The following is a 14646-nucleotide window of genomic DNA, read 5'->3' as shown; positions in this document are numbered from 1 at the left end:
TTGCTGGAAGCCGGACGCGCAGGGAGGATCACCGCCGATGGCGTCGACGTCGGAACGGCCGCTCGACCACCGCTACCGGGGCGAACATCCCATCCGCACACTCGTCTACCTGTTGCGCGCCGACCGCCGCAGCCTGGCGGCGGCGGTCCTCGTGTTCACCGTCAAGCACAGCCCCGTCTGGCTCCTTCCGCTGATCACCGCCTCGGTCGTCGACACGGTCGTGCAGCACCGGCAGGTCTCCCGGCTGTGGACGGCCGTGCTGATCATCATGGCGATCCTGCTGGTCAACTACCCGCTGCATGTGCTGTATGTACGGCTCCTCTACGGCAGCGTCCGCCGTATGGGCACCACGCTGCGCTCCGCGCTGTGCACCCGCATGCAGCAGCTGTCCATCGGCTATCACTCCCGGGTCAGCGCCGGCGTCCTCCAGGCCAAGGTCGTGCGGGACGTCGAGACCGTCGAGCAGATGGTCCAGCAGACCGCCGAGCAGGGCCTGGGCGCGCTGACCGTGCTGGCCGGCGGACTGGTGATCATCGCCGTCCGCACACCGGAGTTTTTGCCCGTGTTCCTGGTCGTGGTGCCGGGCGCAACGGTGCTCGTGGCCCGGCTGCGGTCGCGGCTGCGGACCCACAACGAGCACTTCCGGCACGAGGTGGAGACCCTCTCCTCCCGGGTGACCGAGATGACGCGGCTCATCCCGGTCACCCGCGCCCACGGTCTGGAGGGCAAGGCGCTGCGCCGCATGGACGGCACCCTGCGCCGGCTGCTCACCTCCGGAATGCGCCTGGACCTGGTCAACGGCCGTTTCGGTTCGCTGGCCTGGGTGATCCTCAACGTGATCGGCGTCTCCGTCCTCGCCGCCGCCGCACTGGTGTCGTACTACGGCGTGTGGGGTGTCTCCGCCGGCGACGTCGTCATGCTCAGCGCCTTCCTGACCACCCTCACCAACTCCACGACGACGCTGACGAGTCTGGCCCCGGTCATCACCAAGGGGCTGGAGTCGGTGCGTTCGGTCGGTGAGGTGCTGCAGGCGCCCGAACTGGAGGACAACGAAGGCAGGACGGAGGTCACCGCCGTCCGCGGTGCCGTCACGTTCGACCGGGTCGGCTTCGCCTACGAGGACACCGACCGCCCGGCCGTGCAGGACTTCACCCTCGATGTGGTGCCTGGCGAGACCGTCGCCCTGGTGGGCGCCTCGGGTGCCGGCAAGTCCACCGTGCTCAATCTCGTCATCGGGTTCATCCGGCCCACCGCCGGCCGGCTGCTCCTCGACGGCACCGACATGAGCGGACTCGATCTGCGCACCTACCGGCGGTTCGTCTCGGTCGTCCCGCAGGAGTCGATCCTCTTCGACGGCACGATCCGGGAGAACGTCGCCTACGGCATGGAGGACGAGGCCGACGAGGAAGCGGTGCGTGCGGCGCTGCGCGACGCCAACGCCCTTGAGTTCGTGGACGAGTTGCCCCAGGGACTGGACACCCTGGTCGGCGAGCGCGGCGCACGGCTCTCCGGTGGTCAGCGCCAACGCCTCACCATCGCACGGGCGTTGATCCGTGATCCGCGGGTCCTCGTGCTCGACGAGGCCACCTCGGCGCTGGACACCCGCTCCGAGGCGCTCGTGCAGCAGGCCCTGGCCCGCCTGCTGCACGGCCGTACCACCTTCGTGGTAGCCCACCGGCTGTCCACCGTGCGCGGCGCCGATCGCATCGTGGTGATGGACGACGGCCGTATCCGCGAGATCGGCACCCACGAGGAACTGCTGCGCCGGGGCGGTGTCTACACCGCGCTGCACGGTGGGCAGGTGGCCTGACCGGAGGGGCCCAGGGGACGCGCGGCGGACTCAGGCATCTTGATGCTCGGGATCCGCTTCCCAGCATGTGAGAGACCGATGCGGCCGGGGACGGCTCCGGCGGTGCCCTCGGGGAGAGCGCGTGCCCCGCTCACGGCATGCTGGAACCATGATGGTGCTCGCCGTGATCTTCGCCGTCCTGGGTGCCGTCAGCAATGCGACGGGCACGGCCTTCCAGCGGAAGGCCGCTTCCACGCTGCCCGGCAGCCGTGGGGTGCGCCTGCTGCTCGCCCTGGCACGACGGCCCGCCTGGGCCATCGGGATCGCCGGCGTCACGGGGGCCGCGGTGTTCCAGGCGCTGGCCCTGGTGAACGGACCGATGGCGCTGGTCCAGCCGCTGTTCATGCTGGAGCTGCCGTTCGCTCTGCTGATCGCCGTGCCGCTGCTGCACCGACGGCCGAGCCCGCAGGGATGGCGGGCGATCGCGGTCGTCGTGACCGGCCTGGCCCTCCTCCTCGCCTCGGCTGCCCCGTCCGGCGGACGGGAGCAGGCGTCCATGCAGCGCTGGATCCCGGCCCTGGCCCTCACCGTGGGTGCCATCACCTGCACCGTGCTGCTCGAACGGTCCTCCTCGTCGCCGTTGTTCCGCGCGGCGGCCCTGGCGTCGGGCGCCGCGATCGGCAACGCGCTGACCGCCGCGCTGATGAAGTCGGCCACCGGCCGGCTCGCCGACGCGGGCCTGCCCGCCTTCCTCACCACCTGGCAGACCTACGGTTTCGCGCTCGCCGGGATCGCGGCGCTGATGCTCCTGGAGAACGCACTGCAGGCCGGTCCGCTCGTCGCGTCCCAGCCCGCGCTGACGATCGGCGACGCGGCGGTGAGCCTGCTGCTGGGCGTGGCCCTGTTCGACGAGTCGGTGCGCACCGGCTGGTGGCTGCTGCCCGAGGCGATCGGCGCCGGACTGATCCTGTGGGGCGTGGTCCGGCTGACGCGCGTCGTACCCCACCTCGCGGACGTCGTGCACTGAGGGGGCCGGTTCAGAGGCCTCCGCGGCGGGCGATTCCGGCCCCGGCTCCGCCGCCCGGATCTCACTGGCCGCGGCAGTCGGCTATGTCGCCTTCCTGGTGGGCCCGCCCTCCCTCGGATACCTCGGTGAGCACTTCGGACTGCGGCACGCCCTGATCCTGGTGCTCGTCCTGGTGGTCGCCGCCGTGTTCGCCACGCCTGCCGCCCGGTCGCCGCAGGGGTAAGGGACACGGAAGCGGCCCGCGGGTGACCTCCGGCGCGGACGTCGTCCGTCAGTCCGCCGGATGGGAGCCGGGGTCTGGCCGAAGGCCCGCGGGAAGGCGTCGACGACCCCGGGCGGCCTATGACGTGGCGCTCGAACACGGGTGGGGGTACGCGAGGATGTGATGCCGCCTCAGCTACGGACTCGCCGACGCTCCCCGACGCGGCGGGCGTTACCCGGCAACCCGGAAACCCGGACCCTTTGATTCACAGTACAGCTAGATGCATAATGCCGTTATGGACAACCGGGTCGAAGATCGGCAGGCCTCCGACGGGTCGGCGGGCACGGAGGGCCCCGCGGGTTCGGCCGAGCAGTTGATGATCGCCGTGGAGCGGCTGGTGCGCCACGTGCGCCACAGCGCCACCGCCGGCGGCCTGAGCACCGCCGCCTCCTCCGCGCTGGCCCGGCTGGGCCGGGAGGGTCCGCTGCGGCTGACCGAACTGGCCCGTGCCGAAGGCGTCTCGCAGCCGGGGATGACCCAACTCGTCGGCCGGCTGGAGCGCGCGGGGCTGGTGGCCCGCAACGCCGACAGCACCGACGGCCGGGGCGTCCTGGTCGAGATCACCCGGACCGGCCTCGATGTCTTCCGGCAGCGGCGCGCCGAACGCGCCCACGCCCTCCAGGAACTGATCGAGGAGCTGACCGAGCCCGAACAGCGGGCGGTACGGCTCGCCCTGCCCGCCCTGGCCCGTGCGATAGAGGAACGCCAGGCCCGCGACTGACCACTCCGGCCCTTCCCCCAGGGGCCGTCCCGTCCGTCCGCATCCGGAGAGAGGACCGCTGATGAGTGCACCGCACCCGAGGGCCGCGAGCCCCTTCAGACAGCCGAAGGCCGTGTGGGCCGTGGCGTTCGCCTGTGTGATCTCGTTCATGGGCATCGGCCTCGTGGACCCGATCCTGCCCGCACTGGCCGAGAGCCTGCACGCCTCCCCCAGCCAGGTCTCACTGCTGTTCAGCAGCTACCTGATCGTGACCGCGGTCGCGATGCTGATCGTCGGCTGGGTGTCCAGCCGGATCGGCGCCAAGCGCACCCTCGTCACCGGGCTCGCGATCATCGTCGTGTTCGCCGCGCTCGCCGGCACCTCCGGCTCGATCAACGGCATCGTCGGCTTCCGCGCCGGGTGGGGGCTGGGCAACGCCCTGTTCATCGCCACCTCGCTGGCCGTCATCGTCGCCTCGGCGAGCGGCGGTTTCGGCGGCGCGATCATCCTCTACGAGACCGCCCTCGGCCTCGGCATAGCCGTCGGCCCCCTGCTGGGTGGCGAGTTGGGCGCCATCAGCTGGCGGGGTCCCTTCTTCGGCGTCGCCGTCCTGATGGCGATCGCGCTCCTCGCGACGCTGGCCTTCGTGCCGGCGCTGCCCAAGCCGGAGCGCCGTACCTCACCGCTGGCCCCGATCACGGCGCTGCGCCACCGCGGTCTGCTGACCATGGGCATCATGGCTCTGCTGTACAACTGGGGCTTCTTCACGATGCTCGGCTACGCGCCCTACCCAATGGAGCTGAACGCCCATCAGCTGGGGCTCGTCTTCACCTGCTGGGGGTTGCTGGTGGCCGCGTTCAGCGTCTTCTTCGCGCCGCGTCTGCAGGCCCGCTTCGGCACCGCCCCCGTGCTGTACGCCAATCTCGTCGGCCTGGGCGCGGTGATGGCCGTCATCGCCGCGGGGGTCGACTCGCCGACGGTCGTGATCGTCGCCGTCATCGTGAGCGGCGTCTTCATCGGCATCAACAACACGCTCACCACGCAGGCGGTGATGGTGGTCTCGCCGGTGGAACGTCCCGTGGCCTCCTCCGCGTACGGCTTCCTGAGGTTCATCGGCGGCGGCCTGGCCCCGTACGTCGCCGGGAAGCTCGCCGACGCCACCGACCTGAGTGTGCCGTTCTACCTGGGCACCGGCACCTTCCTGCTCGCGATTCCGGTCCTGGCCAGCGGGCACCGGCTGCTGCGCGAGGCGGAGGCCCGTCTCGGCGGCGGGGAGCCGGTCCTCCCGGCCCTCACCCCCGTCGGGCGGCGGGTCGAGGCCGGCTCCGGCCCGGTCGTCGTGGCCGTCGGGAACCACGAGCGGGCCGCCGCCATCGTCGACGCGGCCGCCCGGCTGGCGCGGGACACCGGCAGCCCGCTGGAGGTGGTGCACGTCCAGCGGACCGCCGTCGTCGAGGAGCAGGCGGCGGACACCGAGACCGCCGAGGAGGCCCGGGCCGCCGTGACCGGCCATCTGGACCGGCTCGCGGCTCAGGGGTTCGCCGCCACCGGCCAGGTCCTGGACAGCGTCGGTGATCACGCCGCCGCGGGGCGGATGCTGGCCCGGCACGCCGCCGAGGTCCACGCCCGTGCCGTCGCCGTCGGGCGCTCACCGCGCGGTCCGCTCGCCCAGTTCGCCGACGGCAGTCTCACCACCGCGCTCGCCCATGCCGCGACCTGCACGGTCGTCCTCGTCGACCCGGCCGACGCGCCACTGCCGCTGACGGCGTCCACGCTCGTGGAACTACGCGACAACCCGGCCTGACCCGGCGAATCGGCCCGCCGCCGTGGCGCGACGGCCCGGCGGCGCTCGGTCGAACCGGGTCGGGTCGCCTTCGTCCGGCTCACCATGGTCGGCCTGCGCCTGACCGCCCGGGCCGGCCACGGACTCCGTCCGTCCGTCCGACAGCGTGACGCCCGGCGCGATGCCGGGCGCCACGCCCGGCCCGTGGCGCTCGCCGGCACGGGCGGCTGCCTCAGGTGGCCGGGCGGTGGTCCTCGACGGCGAGGTCATGAATGTCCTCACCCGCGGACGCTGACGTGTGGCCCGCTTCGCCGGGGCCCTGGGAGGTGACCACCTTCGAGGGGCGGTTGCCGCGGTCCAGGATGCCGCCGGTGACGGCCAGCCCCAGGCCGGCCATCGCGAGGGCCGCGCCGACCAGGTTGGGTGCGGCCCAGCCCCAGCCCGCCGAGATGACCAGGCCGCCGAGCCAGGCGCCGGCCGCGTTGGCCAGGTTGAAGGCGGAGTGGTTGGAGGCCGCCGCCATCGTCGGGGCGTCCTTCGCGTTCATCATCAGCAGCATCTGGACGGGCGTGGTGATGAGCGCGCCCATCGCGCCGATGAAGGTGACCGTCACCAGGGCCGGCACCGTGCTGTGGACGGTGAAGTAGAACGTCACCAGCGCGGCTGCCAGCAGGGTGATCCCGGCGTACAGCGTCGGGCGCAGGGCCCGGTCGGTGAGGGGGCCCGCGGCCAGGGTCCCGAGGGTCATGCCGACGCCGTACAGGGCGAGAACCCAGGTGGTCGAGGAGTCGGAGATGCCGGTCAGCTGCGTCAGCATGGGGACGAGGTAGCTGTAGACGGCGAAGAAGCCGCCGAATCCGACGACGGCGGTGGCGAGGCCGATGAAGACCTGCCGGTTGCCCATCGCCCGCAGTTCCCGCCCGATGCCCGCCTGCGGGCCGCGCGACTGGTGGGGGACGAGGAGGGCGAGCGCGGCGAGCGCCACGAGGCCGATGACGGCGACCGCGCAGTAGGCGTACCGCCAGCCCAGATGCTGGCCGAGCGCCGTACCGGCGGGGACGCCGACGATGTTCGCGACGGTGAGCCCGAGGAACACGCTGGAGACGGCGCGTGCCGCGCGGTCCGGAGCCACCAGCCGGGAGGCGACGACGGCGCCCACGCCGAACAGCGCGCCGTGCGGCAGTCCGGCCAGGAAGCGGGCGGCGAAGAGCAGGCCGAAGTTCGGGGCGAGCGCGGACGCCGTGTTGCCCACGACGAACAGCCCGGTCAGCAGGAGCAGCAGCCGCTTGTGGGGCACCCGGGCGCCGATGCCCGTCAGCACGGGGGCGCCGACGACGACGCCGAGGGCGTAGGCGGATACGAGGTTGCCGGCGTGCGGCACCGACACACCGACCCCGTCCGCGATCTGGGGCAGCAGGCCCATGGTGGCGAATTCGGTGGTGCCGATACCGAACGTGACGACGGCAAGGGCCAGCAGAGCCAGAGGCATGGTGGGTGAGCGAACCTTTCGGGGATGGCGGTCCGGGGACGGGGAGCGGGACGGGACCTGGAGGTGTCTTCTGCCTCCGGGGCACGCCGCGCCGAGCGCCCTTGCCCAGCACACCCCAAGAACGTTGCAGCGAGATGGAGCGGGTGTGCATTCCGGGATCGGCTCACACGGCGGGGTGACCTGCGTCACCACGGCGGCGGCCTGTGCTCGCTCCCGGCGCCGCTACGCCCGGTCGCGCAGGGGCGGGACGGCGGGGACCTCCGGCGCGTTCGCCATCGCTTCGGGGGTCAGGCGGAAGGCCTCGGGGTAGGCGTCGGCCCTGCGGCGGGCGGGTTCGGTGGTGCGCCAGGTGTAGAGGCAGCGGTGGCACTGCAGCACGTCCCAGACCGCGGTGAGACGGGGCGGGGGCGCGCGGTCGGCGCCGGTCAGCCGCGGGCTTCGGACAGCAGCCGTGTAGTCGAACGCTTCCCGCAGCACGTAAGCGGCCCGCTCCACGGGGTTCAGCCTTCTCCAGGAGGAGGAGAACCGCCAGGTCGAGTGCCTCCGCGCGTTCCGCGCCCAGTTGCGGGTCCGTGCTCGTGTCGACGGGCTCGGGAAGCCAGGGGCCGACGTACGACTCCCTGCGCACCCGGGCGGACTGGGTGAAGTTGATCGCCAGCCGGGTGGTGACCGTGGCGGATCGCGGACATCGTGGAGACGAGCGAGGCCAACGCACGCCAGTTGGTGAGTCGTGCCCGCAAGCGCCTCGCGGCGGAGCGCCGGGAACCGGTCGGCTCCGCCGAGCACCGGCGTTTCCTGGAGGTGTTCCTCGCCGCGGCGCAGAACGGCCGTCTGTCAGTCCTCGAAAAAGTCCTCACCGAGGACGTGGTCAGACACGCCGACGGCGGCGGAATGCGCGGGGCGTCCAAGATCCCGGTCTTCGGGCTCCCGCATGTCTCCCGGTACCTCGTCGCCTTCGTACCGCGTTTCTGGCCTCAGGCGGACGTTCGCTGGGTCGAGGCCAACGGCAGGCCGGCCGTCCTGGTCTTGGCCGGCGGGAACGCGGTGGCACTGCTGTCCGTCGACGTGTCCGTACGCGGTATCGAACGCATCATGTGGGTGATGAACCCGGCCAAGCTGTCCCCCTACGTGGCTTCGCTGGACGGATGAGACCCCTCGTCCATTAGGCCGCACCCGGGGCGGCAACGGATGAATTTCCTCGATTGCGCGGACGGCTGTCACACGCGGAAGAGCTGCCCGGTCTCTTCTGGTGCAGACACCAGAAAAACTCCGAGAGGAAATCCTCATGAAGGTCGTCGTGATCGGTGGCACCGGGCTCATCGGCTCGAAGCTGGTCGGCAGGCTCGGCGAGCACGGGCACGAGGCGGTCGCGGCCGCGCCCAGTACCGGCGTCAACACCCTCACCGGCGAGGGTCTCGCCGAGGTCCTCCAGGACGCCTCGGTCGTGGTCGACGTGTCCAATTCCCCCTCGTTCGAGGACCGGGCCGTCCTGGACTTCTTCCGCACCTCCACGGCCAACCTCCTCCAGGCGGAGGCCGACGCCGGCGTACGGCACCATGTGGCGCTGTCCGTGGTGGGGACCGACCGGCTCCAGGAGAGCGGGTACTTCCGGGCCAAGCAGGCTCAGGAAGATCTGATCAAGGCGTCCGGCATCCCGTACTCCATCGTCCACGCGACCCAGTTCTTCGAGTTCGCGAAGGGGCTGGCCGACGGGGTCACCGAGGGCGACACCGTGCGCCTGCCGGACGCCAAGATCCAGCCCATCGTCTCCGACGACGTGGCCGCGGCCGTGGCCCGCACGTCGGCCGGCGCGCCGGTCAACGGCGTGGTGGAGGTCGGCGGCCCCGAGGCGTTCCAGCTCGAGGAGTTCATCCGCACGGCGCTGGCCGCGACGAACGACCCCCGTAAGGTCGTCACGGACCCGCAGGCGCGGTACTGGGGTGCCGAGCTGCGGGAGGACACGCTCCTGCCCGGTCCGGACGCGAGCGTCGGCGAGGTCAGGTTCACCGACTGGCTCGCACGGCAGCAGTAGGCCTCGAAGGGCGGTGGCCCTGTCGGCCGACGGGGCCGCACCGCTTCCGAGTCCACTCAAGGACTTCGCTGCGTGTGCGTGCCGCAGACCGAGGTCGGCGCTGAGAGCCTTCCGGCTTATGACGCGCCGACCACAACCACGGTGACGCACAGCGCCATGACCACGGTGATCAGGATCATCGCGGTCAGCGTCCCGCGCAGCCAGTGTCCGAAGCGGGCACGATGCCGCTGTTCCACAACGTCGATGCTCGCGGCGATGTGCTCCGTCACCATGCGGGCCACATACGCCTGTTCCGCGAGATACCAGCGCTCGATGTCCGTCCTCTGGTCCGGGGTCAGTCCCGGCTCCCGTGCGGTGAAGTCCGCGACCCGCTGACGTGCCGCTCGCAGATGAGCCTGCTGGTAGAGGAAATCCTGGATGTCGGTCAGGCCGCGGGCGGCCTCCTCGTTCGTGTCCATGGTGTGCTCCCCAAGTGAGGCGGCGGCTGTCCGGCCGGTCACTGTGGTGTGGGCGCGGTGTACGCGCGTCAGCGCCGGGGAGGAGAGCAGCGCGCACGAACGGTCGGGCCGGGACTGGTCGGGCCGGCGATCTCGCGAACGCCGCGCAGAGAGCTGGAGCAGGCAACGTGAACGACCAGCGTGGCAACTTCCGCCTGAAGCCGCAAGAGCACCGGCACCGCACCGCCCTGCACTCTTCTGGGCGCGGCCCAAGGGCGGCCGGTGCGGTGATCTCCCCCTCAGGCAGGTCAGGGCGGGCGGCCCGCCCGTCTGGCTCGGCGGCGCGTCCCCCACCGCGCCGGCTCGCACCGGCCGGTCCTACGACGGCCGGCTGCCCTGTCCGCCCGACCCGCCGACCACGCCACCGGCCTCCACGGCATCCGTGCGGCGGCGACGGACGGCACAGGCCACCTAACACCCTCCGCCGTTGAACCGGGCCTGCCGCAGGTCGCGGAGGAGCGCGATCTCGGCCATGTGGTGGACGAGCTCGAGGTTGGTCTCCCACAGCACGTCGACGAACGGATCGTCGGGGTCGGAGCCGGAGGGGTACTGCGAGAAGCCGACCGTGTCGAGTTGCTCGTCGGTCACGGTGGCGACACTCGCCCGCCAGCGGTCTGCCGTGGCCCAGAACCGGTCCAGTGCCGTAGCGGCGTCCGGGGTGAAGTCGACCAGTAGCTTCGGGTGCTGCCGCCGGTCACCGAAGGTCCACTCCCAGCGGCCGGCGAAGCCCGAGTGCAGATGCCCGAGCCGCCAGGCGATGGTGGTGACGGGAGTCCGGTCGGGCTCCGGCGGGCCGGTGCGGCCGAGGATCTCCTCGACCCGCTCGACACCGACGCTCCAGTCGGCGGCGATCTTGGCGACGCTCATGCCCGCGGCGGCCTGCCGGGCGACCTCGGCGTACTCGCCGGCCGGGATGTCGGGGGCGCCTTTGTCGAGCACCCAGTCACCGGGGCCGTACGCCCCGGGTGTCGTCGCCTCCTCCCGGCGCCGGACCGACCAGCAACCGGGCACCGGCTCCCACAGGTACTCCTCGTCGTCGAGGCCCGTCAGCCGCACCTGGGCCAGCTCCCTGGCGCGGTCGAACTGGTCGAGCAGCAAGGCCGTACGGCCCGTCCCCATGTGTAGCCGCCTTTCGCGGTCGCCTGTCCCGCCCCGCTCAGGCGGACACTAGCGACCCGCCGGAGCGGGGGCGACGGATTTTCGAAGCCGCGGCCTCGGGTCACGGGCGGTCAGCTGTCGTAGTCGACCGTCAGCTTCTCCGAGACCGGATACGTCTGGCAGGTCAGCACATAGCCCGCTTCCACCTCGGCCGGTTCGAGGGCGTAGTTGCGGCGCATGTCCGCCTCGCCGTCCGTGATCCGCGCACGGCACGTACCGCAGACGCCTCCCTTGCAGGCGAAGGGAAGGTCCGGGCGGATGCGGGCGGCGGAGTCGAGGATCGCGGTCCCGCGCGGAAGCCGGGCGGTGGTGGAGCGGCCGTCCAGGGTGACGGTGACCTCGCTGGCCGGGCCCGTCGCCGCGGCCTCCTCGTGGCGGACGGGTTCGATCGGCTCGTCGGCGAAGAAGAGTTCCTGGTGGATCCGGCCGGCGGGGACGCCCAGGCCGGCCAGGACCTGTTGGGCGTCGAGCACCATGCCGTGCGGCCCGCACAGCCACCAGTGATCGGCGGAGGGAACGTCGATCAGTCCGTCGATGAGGGCGGCGAGGCGGTCGCCGTCGAGGCGGCCGGAGAGAAGTTCGGCTTCGCGGGGTTCACGGGACAGGACGTGGGCGAGGTGGAAGCGGGTGCGGTACTCGTCCTTCAGGTCGGCCAGTTCGTCGGCGAACATGACGGTGTCGCTGCGCCGGTTGCCGTAGAACAGGGTGACCTTGGAGCGGTCGTCGGCCGCGAGGACCGACTCGGCGATGGACATCATGGGGGTGATGCCCGAGCCGGCCGCGATCAGCACATGGTGGCCGGGCACCGTGAGGTCGGGCGTGAAGGCTCCGGTCGGGGCCATCACCTGAACGGTGTCGCCCGGGCGCACCTCGTGGACCAGCCAGGAGGAGAAGAGTCCGCCGGGCACCTCCCGGACGCCGATGCGGGGGGGTGCGCCGGCCGGCGAGCAGATCGAGTAGGAGCGCCGCTCGTCGCGCCCGTCGATCTCGCGGCGCAGGGTGAGTGACTGGCCGGGGCCGAAGGCGAACTCCTCGGCCAGGGCCGCGGGGATGTCGAAGGTGACCGCGACGGCGTCCTCGCACAGGCGCTGGACCGCGGCGACGCGCAGGGGATGGAAGGCTGGGCGGCGCCGGCGTGCTGTCGTCGCGGGGGCACCGGCGGCCGGTGCCATCAGCTCTGCCATCAGATCTCCTTGACGTACTCGAACGGCTCGCGGCAGGCCAGGCACCGCCACAGCGCCTTGCAGGAGGTGGCCGCGAAGCGGGAGGTCTCCTCGGTGTCCACCGATCCGCAGCGCGGGCACGCGACCGTGCGCCGGGCCGGTGACAGGTTCAGTGGGACGGGGCCGGTGGGGTGCCGCGGGGCCGTCGTGGGCGGTGCGATGCCGTGTTCGGCGAGCTTGCGGCGGCCTTCGGGGGTGATCCAGTCGCTCGTCCACGGAGGGTCGAGGACCGTGCGGATCTCGACGCGGTCGAAGCCGGCGTCCCGAAGGCGGGCGGCGACCCCGGCCCGCATCTCGGCCATGGCGGGGCAGCCCGAATAGGTGGGCGTGAGGCCGGCGACCACCGTGCCGTCGGCCTCGATCGTCACGGTCCGCAGCACCCCGAGGTCGGCCAGGGTGAGCATGGGAAGTTCGGGGTCGGGGACCTGTTCGGCGATGTGCCGGGCCCGCCGGACGTCGGACAGGACGGTCACCATGTCGCCTCCGGGTGGGCGCGGGCCACGCTCTGCAGCTCGGCCAGGAGCGGGGCGAGGTGTTCGGTGTGTCCGCCGTGCCGGCCGTGGCCGGGCAGGGGCGCCGTGTGCGGCATGGGGAGTCCGGCCGCGTCCAGGACCTGCTGGAGATCCGCCAGGACCGCGTCGCGCACATCCTGCGCGGCGAACAGTTCCGCCCAGTAGGGAGCCTGCCATTTCAGGGCCGTCAGCATGCGCGCGTGGGACTCCTCCGTGCCGTCGCCCAGGCGTACGACCCACTCGGCGGCGTACTGCCGGTGGTAGGTGAGCTCCTTCACGCCCTTGGCCGCGATCGCCGCGAGCACCGGGTCGGGTGCAGTGGCCAGTTCGGTGAAGTGGGCGAGGCGCCAGCTGGCGAACACGAGCAGCCGCAGGACGGAGAAGGCGAAGTCGCCGTTGGGGAGTTCGGCGAGGCGTACGTTGCGGAACTCGCCGGCGTCGCGGAAGTAGGCGTAGGCGTCCTCGGTGCGGCTGGTGCCGTCCGTCTGGCCGCAGCGCGCGTACAGCAGCCGTGCCTGGCCCAGCAGGTCGAGCCCGATGTTCGCCAGCGCCACCTCCTCCTCCAGCTCGGGGGCCAGGGTGACCCATTCGGCGAGCCGCTGGGCCAGCACCAGGGCGTCGTCGCCGAGCACCAGGCAGCGGGCGGCCAGTTCGGCGGCGTCGACGCCCTCGGGTACGGCGGTGTCGACGCCGTGCAGAGGGTCTTCGAAGCCGGTGCCGAAGGCCCAGCGGGCGTCGCCGTCGTCGTGGCCCTCGGCCAGGGTCAGGTAGACGTGGTCGTCGCTCATCACCGGCTCCTAGATGTGCGGGATGTCGTCGGGGATGTCGTAGAAGGTCGGGTGCCGGTAGACCTTGTCGGCGCTGGGGGCGAAGAAGGGGTCCTTCTCGTCCCGGGAGGAGGCGGCGATGTGGTCCGAGCGCACGGCCCAGATGCTGACGCCCTCGTTGCGCCGGGTGTACAGATCGCGGGCGTGGGTGAGGGCCATCTCATCGTCGGCCGCGTGCAGTGAGCCCACGTGGACGTGGTTGAGGCCGCGCTTGCCGCGGATGAACACCTCGTACAGGGGCCAGTTCTCCGAGTCGCTCATGCCACTGCCTCCTTACGCGCCCGGGCGGCCTGCTTGGCGGCGTGCGCACTGGCGGCCGCGCGCACCCAGGCACCCTCCTCGTGGGCGTCGCGCCTGCGCTGCACCCGCTGTGCGTTGCAGGGGCCGTTGCCGCTGATGACTTCCTTGAGTTCGGAGAAGTCGGGGGTGCCGAAGTCGTGGCGGCCGCGCTCCTCGTTCCAGCGCAGTTCGGGGTCGGGCAGGGTCACGCCGAGCTTGGCCGCCTGGGGCACGGTCATGTCGACGAAGCGCCGGCGCAGTTCGTCGTTGCTGTGCCGTTTGATCTTCCAGGCCATCGACTGCGCGGAGTTGGGCGAGTCGTCGTCGGGGGGACCGAACATCATCAGGGACGGCCACCACCAGCGGTCCACCGCTTCCTGCACCATCTGCCGCTGGGCGTCGGTGCCGCGCATCATGGTCATCAGCAGTTCGTAGCCCTGCCGCTGGTGGAAGGACTCCTCCTTGCAGATCCGCACCATCGCGCGGGCGTAGGGCCCGTACGAGCTGCGGCACAGGGGCACCTGGTTGCAGATGGCCGCGCCGTCGACGAACCAGCCGATGACCCCGACGTCCGCGAAGCTGGGCGTCGGGTAGTTGAAGATCGACGAGTACTTCTGGCGGCCTTCGAGGAGGCGCTGGGTGAGGTCCGCCCGGTCGGCGCCCAGGGTCTCGGCGGCCGAGTACAGGTACAGGCCGTGGCCGGCCTCGTCCTGGACCTTGGCGAACAGGATCGCCTTGCGGCGCAGCGAGGGCGCCTTGGTGATCCACTCGCCTTCCGGCTGCATGCCGATGATCTCCGAGTGCGCGTGCTGGGCGATCTGCCGGACCAGCGTCTTGCGGTAGCCCTCCGGCATCCAGTCGCGCGGCTCGATCCGCTGGTCACGCGAGATCGTCGTCTCGAAATGGGACGCCAGGTCGTGCTCGGCGTCCTTTCCGGCCGCTTCAGTCATCTCCACCCACTCCCTACCGACCATTCGTTCGGTTCATCATAAGGTATTCCCTCCCTGGTCTGGCAAGGGCCGCACCGGCTCAGTGCCCGGCAAAAGACGGCTGCCGCGCCACCCAGGA

General features: G+C 71.7%; 14 protein-coding genes and 3 pseudogenes. 7 read left to right on the top strand and 10 right to left on the bottom strand.

The genetic code is table 11. The features are described 5' to 3' along the window. Positions 1-37: 37 nt before the first annotated feature. The 5 genes and pseudogenes from ABZ396_RS22160 (at position 38) to ABZ396_RS22140 (ending at position 5582) form a co-directional block, all read left to right on the top strand. On the top strand, positions 38-1810 hold the full coding sequence (locus ABZ396_RS22160) for an ABC transporter ATP-binding protein (protein WP_358918022.1): 1773 nt from the start codon (positions 38-40) through the stop codon (positions 1808-1810). A 148-nt stretch (positions 1811-1958) separates the two neighbouring features. Next, positions 1959-2816, top strand: a complete 858-nt coding sequence (locus ABZ396_RS22155; RefSeq protein WP_358918020.1) for a DMT family transporter — start codon at positions 1959-1961, stop codon at positions 2814-2816. Between the two features lie 19 nt (positions 2817-2835). Next, positions 2836-3039 (top strand): annotated as a pseudogene (locus ABZ396_RS22150) (MFS transporter); the annotation flags it as partial. Positions 3040-3394: 355 nt separating this feature from the next. Then, positions 3395-3799: a MarR family transcriptional regulator gene (locus tag ABZ396_RS22145; protein WP_358918078.1), complete on the top strand. Its 405-nt coding sequence runs from the start codon at positions 3395-3397 to the stop codon at positions 3797-3799. A 61-nt stretch (positions 3800-3860) separates the two neighbouring features. Next, complete coding sequence (locus ABZ396_RS22140) at positions 3861-5582, top strand: MFS transporter (protein WP_358918018.1); 1722 nt, start codon at positions 3861-3863, stop codon at positions 5580-5582. 211 nt (positions 5583-5793) lie between these two features. On the opposite strand, the gene ABZ396_RS22135 is transcribed toward ABZ396_RS22140, so the two are convergent. From ABZ396_RS22135 to ABZ396_RS22125, 3 genes and pseudogenes are all read right to left on the bottom strand, one after another. Beyond that, complete coding sequence (locus ABZ396_RS22135; RefSeq protein WP_358918016.1) at positions 5794-7050, bottom strand: MFS transporter; 1257 nt, start codon at positions 7048-7050, stop codon at positions 5794-5796. Between the two features lie 222 nt (positions 7051-7272). Then, entirely contained in the window at positions 7273-7479 is a 207-nt protein-coding gene (locus tag ABZ396_RS22130) for a non-oxidative hydroxyarylic acid decarboxylases subunit D (RefSeq protein WP_358918076.1), read from the bottom strand. Positions 7480-7503: 24 nt separating this feature from the next. Beyond that, positions 7504-7765 (bottom strand): annotated as a pseudogene (locus tag ABZ396_RS22125) (RNA polymerase subunit sigma-24); the annotation flags it as partial. On the opposite strand from ABZ396_RS22125, the pseudogene ABZ396_RS22120 reads away from it, so the two are divergent. Then, a pseudogene (locus ABZ396_RS22120) lies at positions 7726-8199 on the top strand (RNA polymerase subunit sigma-24); the annotation flags it as partial. The pseudogenes ABZ396_RS22125 and ABZ396_RS22120 overlap by 40 nt on opposite strands. Before the next feature lie 136 nt (positions 8200-8335). Beyond that, positions 8336-9082 carry an SDR family oxidoreductase gene (locus ABZ396_RS22115; protein ID WP_358918014.1) on the top strand — a complete coding sequence of 249 codons (747 nt, stop codon included), beginning with the start codon at positions 8336-8338 and terminating at the stop codon, positions 9080-9082. A 116-nt stretch (positions 9083-9198) separates the two neighbouring features. Here the strand turns inward: ABZ396_RS22115 and ABZ396_RS22110 are convergent, their stop codons facing one another. The 7 genes from ABZ396_RS22110 to paaA form a co-directional block, all read right to left on the bottom strand. Next, positions 9199-9540: a hypothetical protein gene (locus tag ABZ396_RS22110; protein WP_358918012.1), complete on the bottom strand. Its 342-nt coding sequence runs from the start codon at positions 9538-9540 to the stop codon at positions 9199-9201. A 450-nt stretch (positions 9541-9990) separates the two neighbouring features. Beyond that, a complete protein-coding gene (locus tag ABZ396_RS22105) occupies positions 9991-10698 on the bottom strand; it encodes a DinB family protein (protein WP_358918010.1) in 708 nt (235 codons plus the stop codon). 110 nt (positions 10699-10808) lie between these two features. Next, positions 10809-11909 carry a 1,2-phenylacetyl-CoA epoxidase subunit PaaE gene (gene paaE, locus ABZ396_RS22100; protein ID WP_358918074.1) on the bottom strand — a complete coding sequence of 367 codons (1101 nt, stop codon included), beginning with the start codon at positions 11907-11909 and terminating at the stop codon, positions 10809-10811. An 11-nt stretch (positions 11910-11920) separates the two neighbouring features. Further along, a complete protein-coding gene (gene paaD / locus ABZ396_RS22095; protein WP_358918008.1) occupies positions 11921-12436 on the bottom strand; it encodes a 1,2-phenylacetyl-CoA epoxidase subunit PaaD in 516 nt (171 codons plus the stop codon). Beyond that, on the bottom strand, positions 12430-13260 hold the full coding sequence (gene paaC / locus ABZ396_RS22090) for a 1,2-phenylacetyl-CoA epoxidase subunit PaaC (RefSeq protein WP_358918006.1): 831 nt from the start codon (positions 13258-13260) through the stop codon (positions 12430-12432). The genes paaD and paaC overlap by 7 nt, the downstream gene beginning before the upstream one ends. A gap of 9 nt (positions 13261-13269) precedes the next feature. Beyond that, positions 13270-13560, bottom strand: coding sequence for a 1,2-phenylacetyl-CoA epoxidase subunit PaaB (gene paaB, locus ABZ396_RS22085; RefSeq protein ID WP_358918004.1), 291 nt, complete (start codon positions 13558-13560; stop codon positions 13270-13272). Next, entirely contained in the window at positions 13557-14528 is a 972-nt protein-coding gene (gene paaA, locus ABZ396_RS22080; RefSeq protein WP_358918002.1) for a 1,2-phenylacetyl-CoA epoxidase subunit PaaA, read from the bottom strand. Before paaA ends, paaB begins: the two co-directional genes overlap by 4 nt. Positions 14529-14646 lie beyond the last annotated feature (118 nt).

It is taken from the genome of Streptomyces sp. NPDC005866, assembly GCF_040629895.1.
GTDB lineage: Bacteria > Actinomycetota > Actinomycetes > Streptomycetales > Streptomycetaceae > Streptomyces.
The sequence above is the reverse complement of the archived record's forward strand: the minus strand, read 5'-3'. Positions and strand labels throughout refer to the sequence as shown.

Bases quoted from the DNA above. Each gene is read 5' to 3' on its own strand.
- ABZ396_RS22160 (WP_358918022.1), top strand. From the start codon at position 38: ATGGCGTCGACGTCGGAACGGCCGCTCGACCACCGCTACCGGGGCGAA.
- ABZ396_RS22155 (WP_358918020.1), top strand. From the start codon at position 1,959: ATGATGGTGCTCGCCGTGATCTTCGCCGTCCTGGGTGCCGTCAGCAAT.
- ABZ396_RS22145 (WP_358918078.1), top strand. From the start codon at position 3,395: ATGATCGCCGTGGAGCGGCTGGTGCGCCACGTGCGCCACAGCGCCACC.
- ABZ396_RS22140 (WP_358918018.1), top strand. From the start codon at position 3,861: ATGAGTGCACCGCACCCGAGGGCCGCGAGCCCCTTCAGACAGCCGAAG.
- ABZ396_RS22135 (WP_358918016.1), bottom strand. From the start codon at position 7,050: ATGCCTCTGGCTCTGCTGGCCCTTGCCGTCGTCACGTTCGGTATCGGC.
- ABZ396_RS22115 (WP_358918014.1), top strand. From the start codon at position 8,336: ATGAAGGTCGTCGTGATCGGTGGCACCGGGCTCATCGGCTCGAAGCTG.
- ABZ396_RS22110 (WP_358918012.1), bottom strand. From the start codon at position 9,540: ATGGACACGAACGAGGAGGCCGCCCGCGGCCTGACCGACATCCAGGAT.
- ABZ396_RS22105 (WP_358918010.1), bottom strand. From the start codon at position 10,698: ATGGGGACGGGCCGTACGGCCTTGCTGCTCGACCAGTTCGACCGCGCC.
- paaE (WP_358918074.1), bottom strand. From the start codon at position 11,909: ATGGCACCGGCCGCCGGTGCCCCCGCGACGACAGCACGCCGGCGCCGC.
- paaD (WP_358918008.1), bottom strand. From the start codon at position 12,436: ATGGTGACCGTCCTGTCCGACGTCCGGCGGGCCCGGCACATCGCCGAA.
- paaC (WP_358918006.1), bottom strand. From the start codon at position 13,260: ATGAGCGACGACCACGTCTACCTGACCCTGGCCGAGGGCCACGACGAC.
- paaB (WP_358918004.1), bottom strand. From the start codon at position 13,560: ATGAGCGACTCGGAGAACTGGCCCCTGTACGAGGTGTTCATCCGCGGC.
- paaA (WP_358918002.1), bottom strand. From the start codon at position 14,528: ATGACTGAAGCGGCCGGAAAGGACGCCGAGCACGACCTGGCGTCCCAT.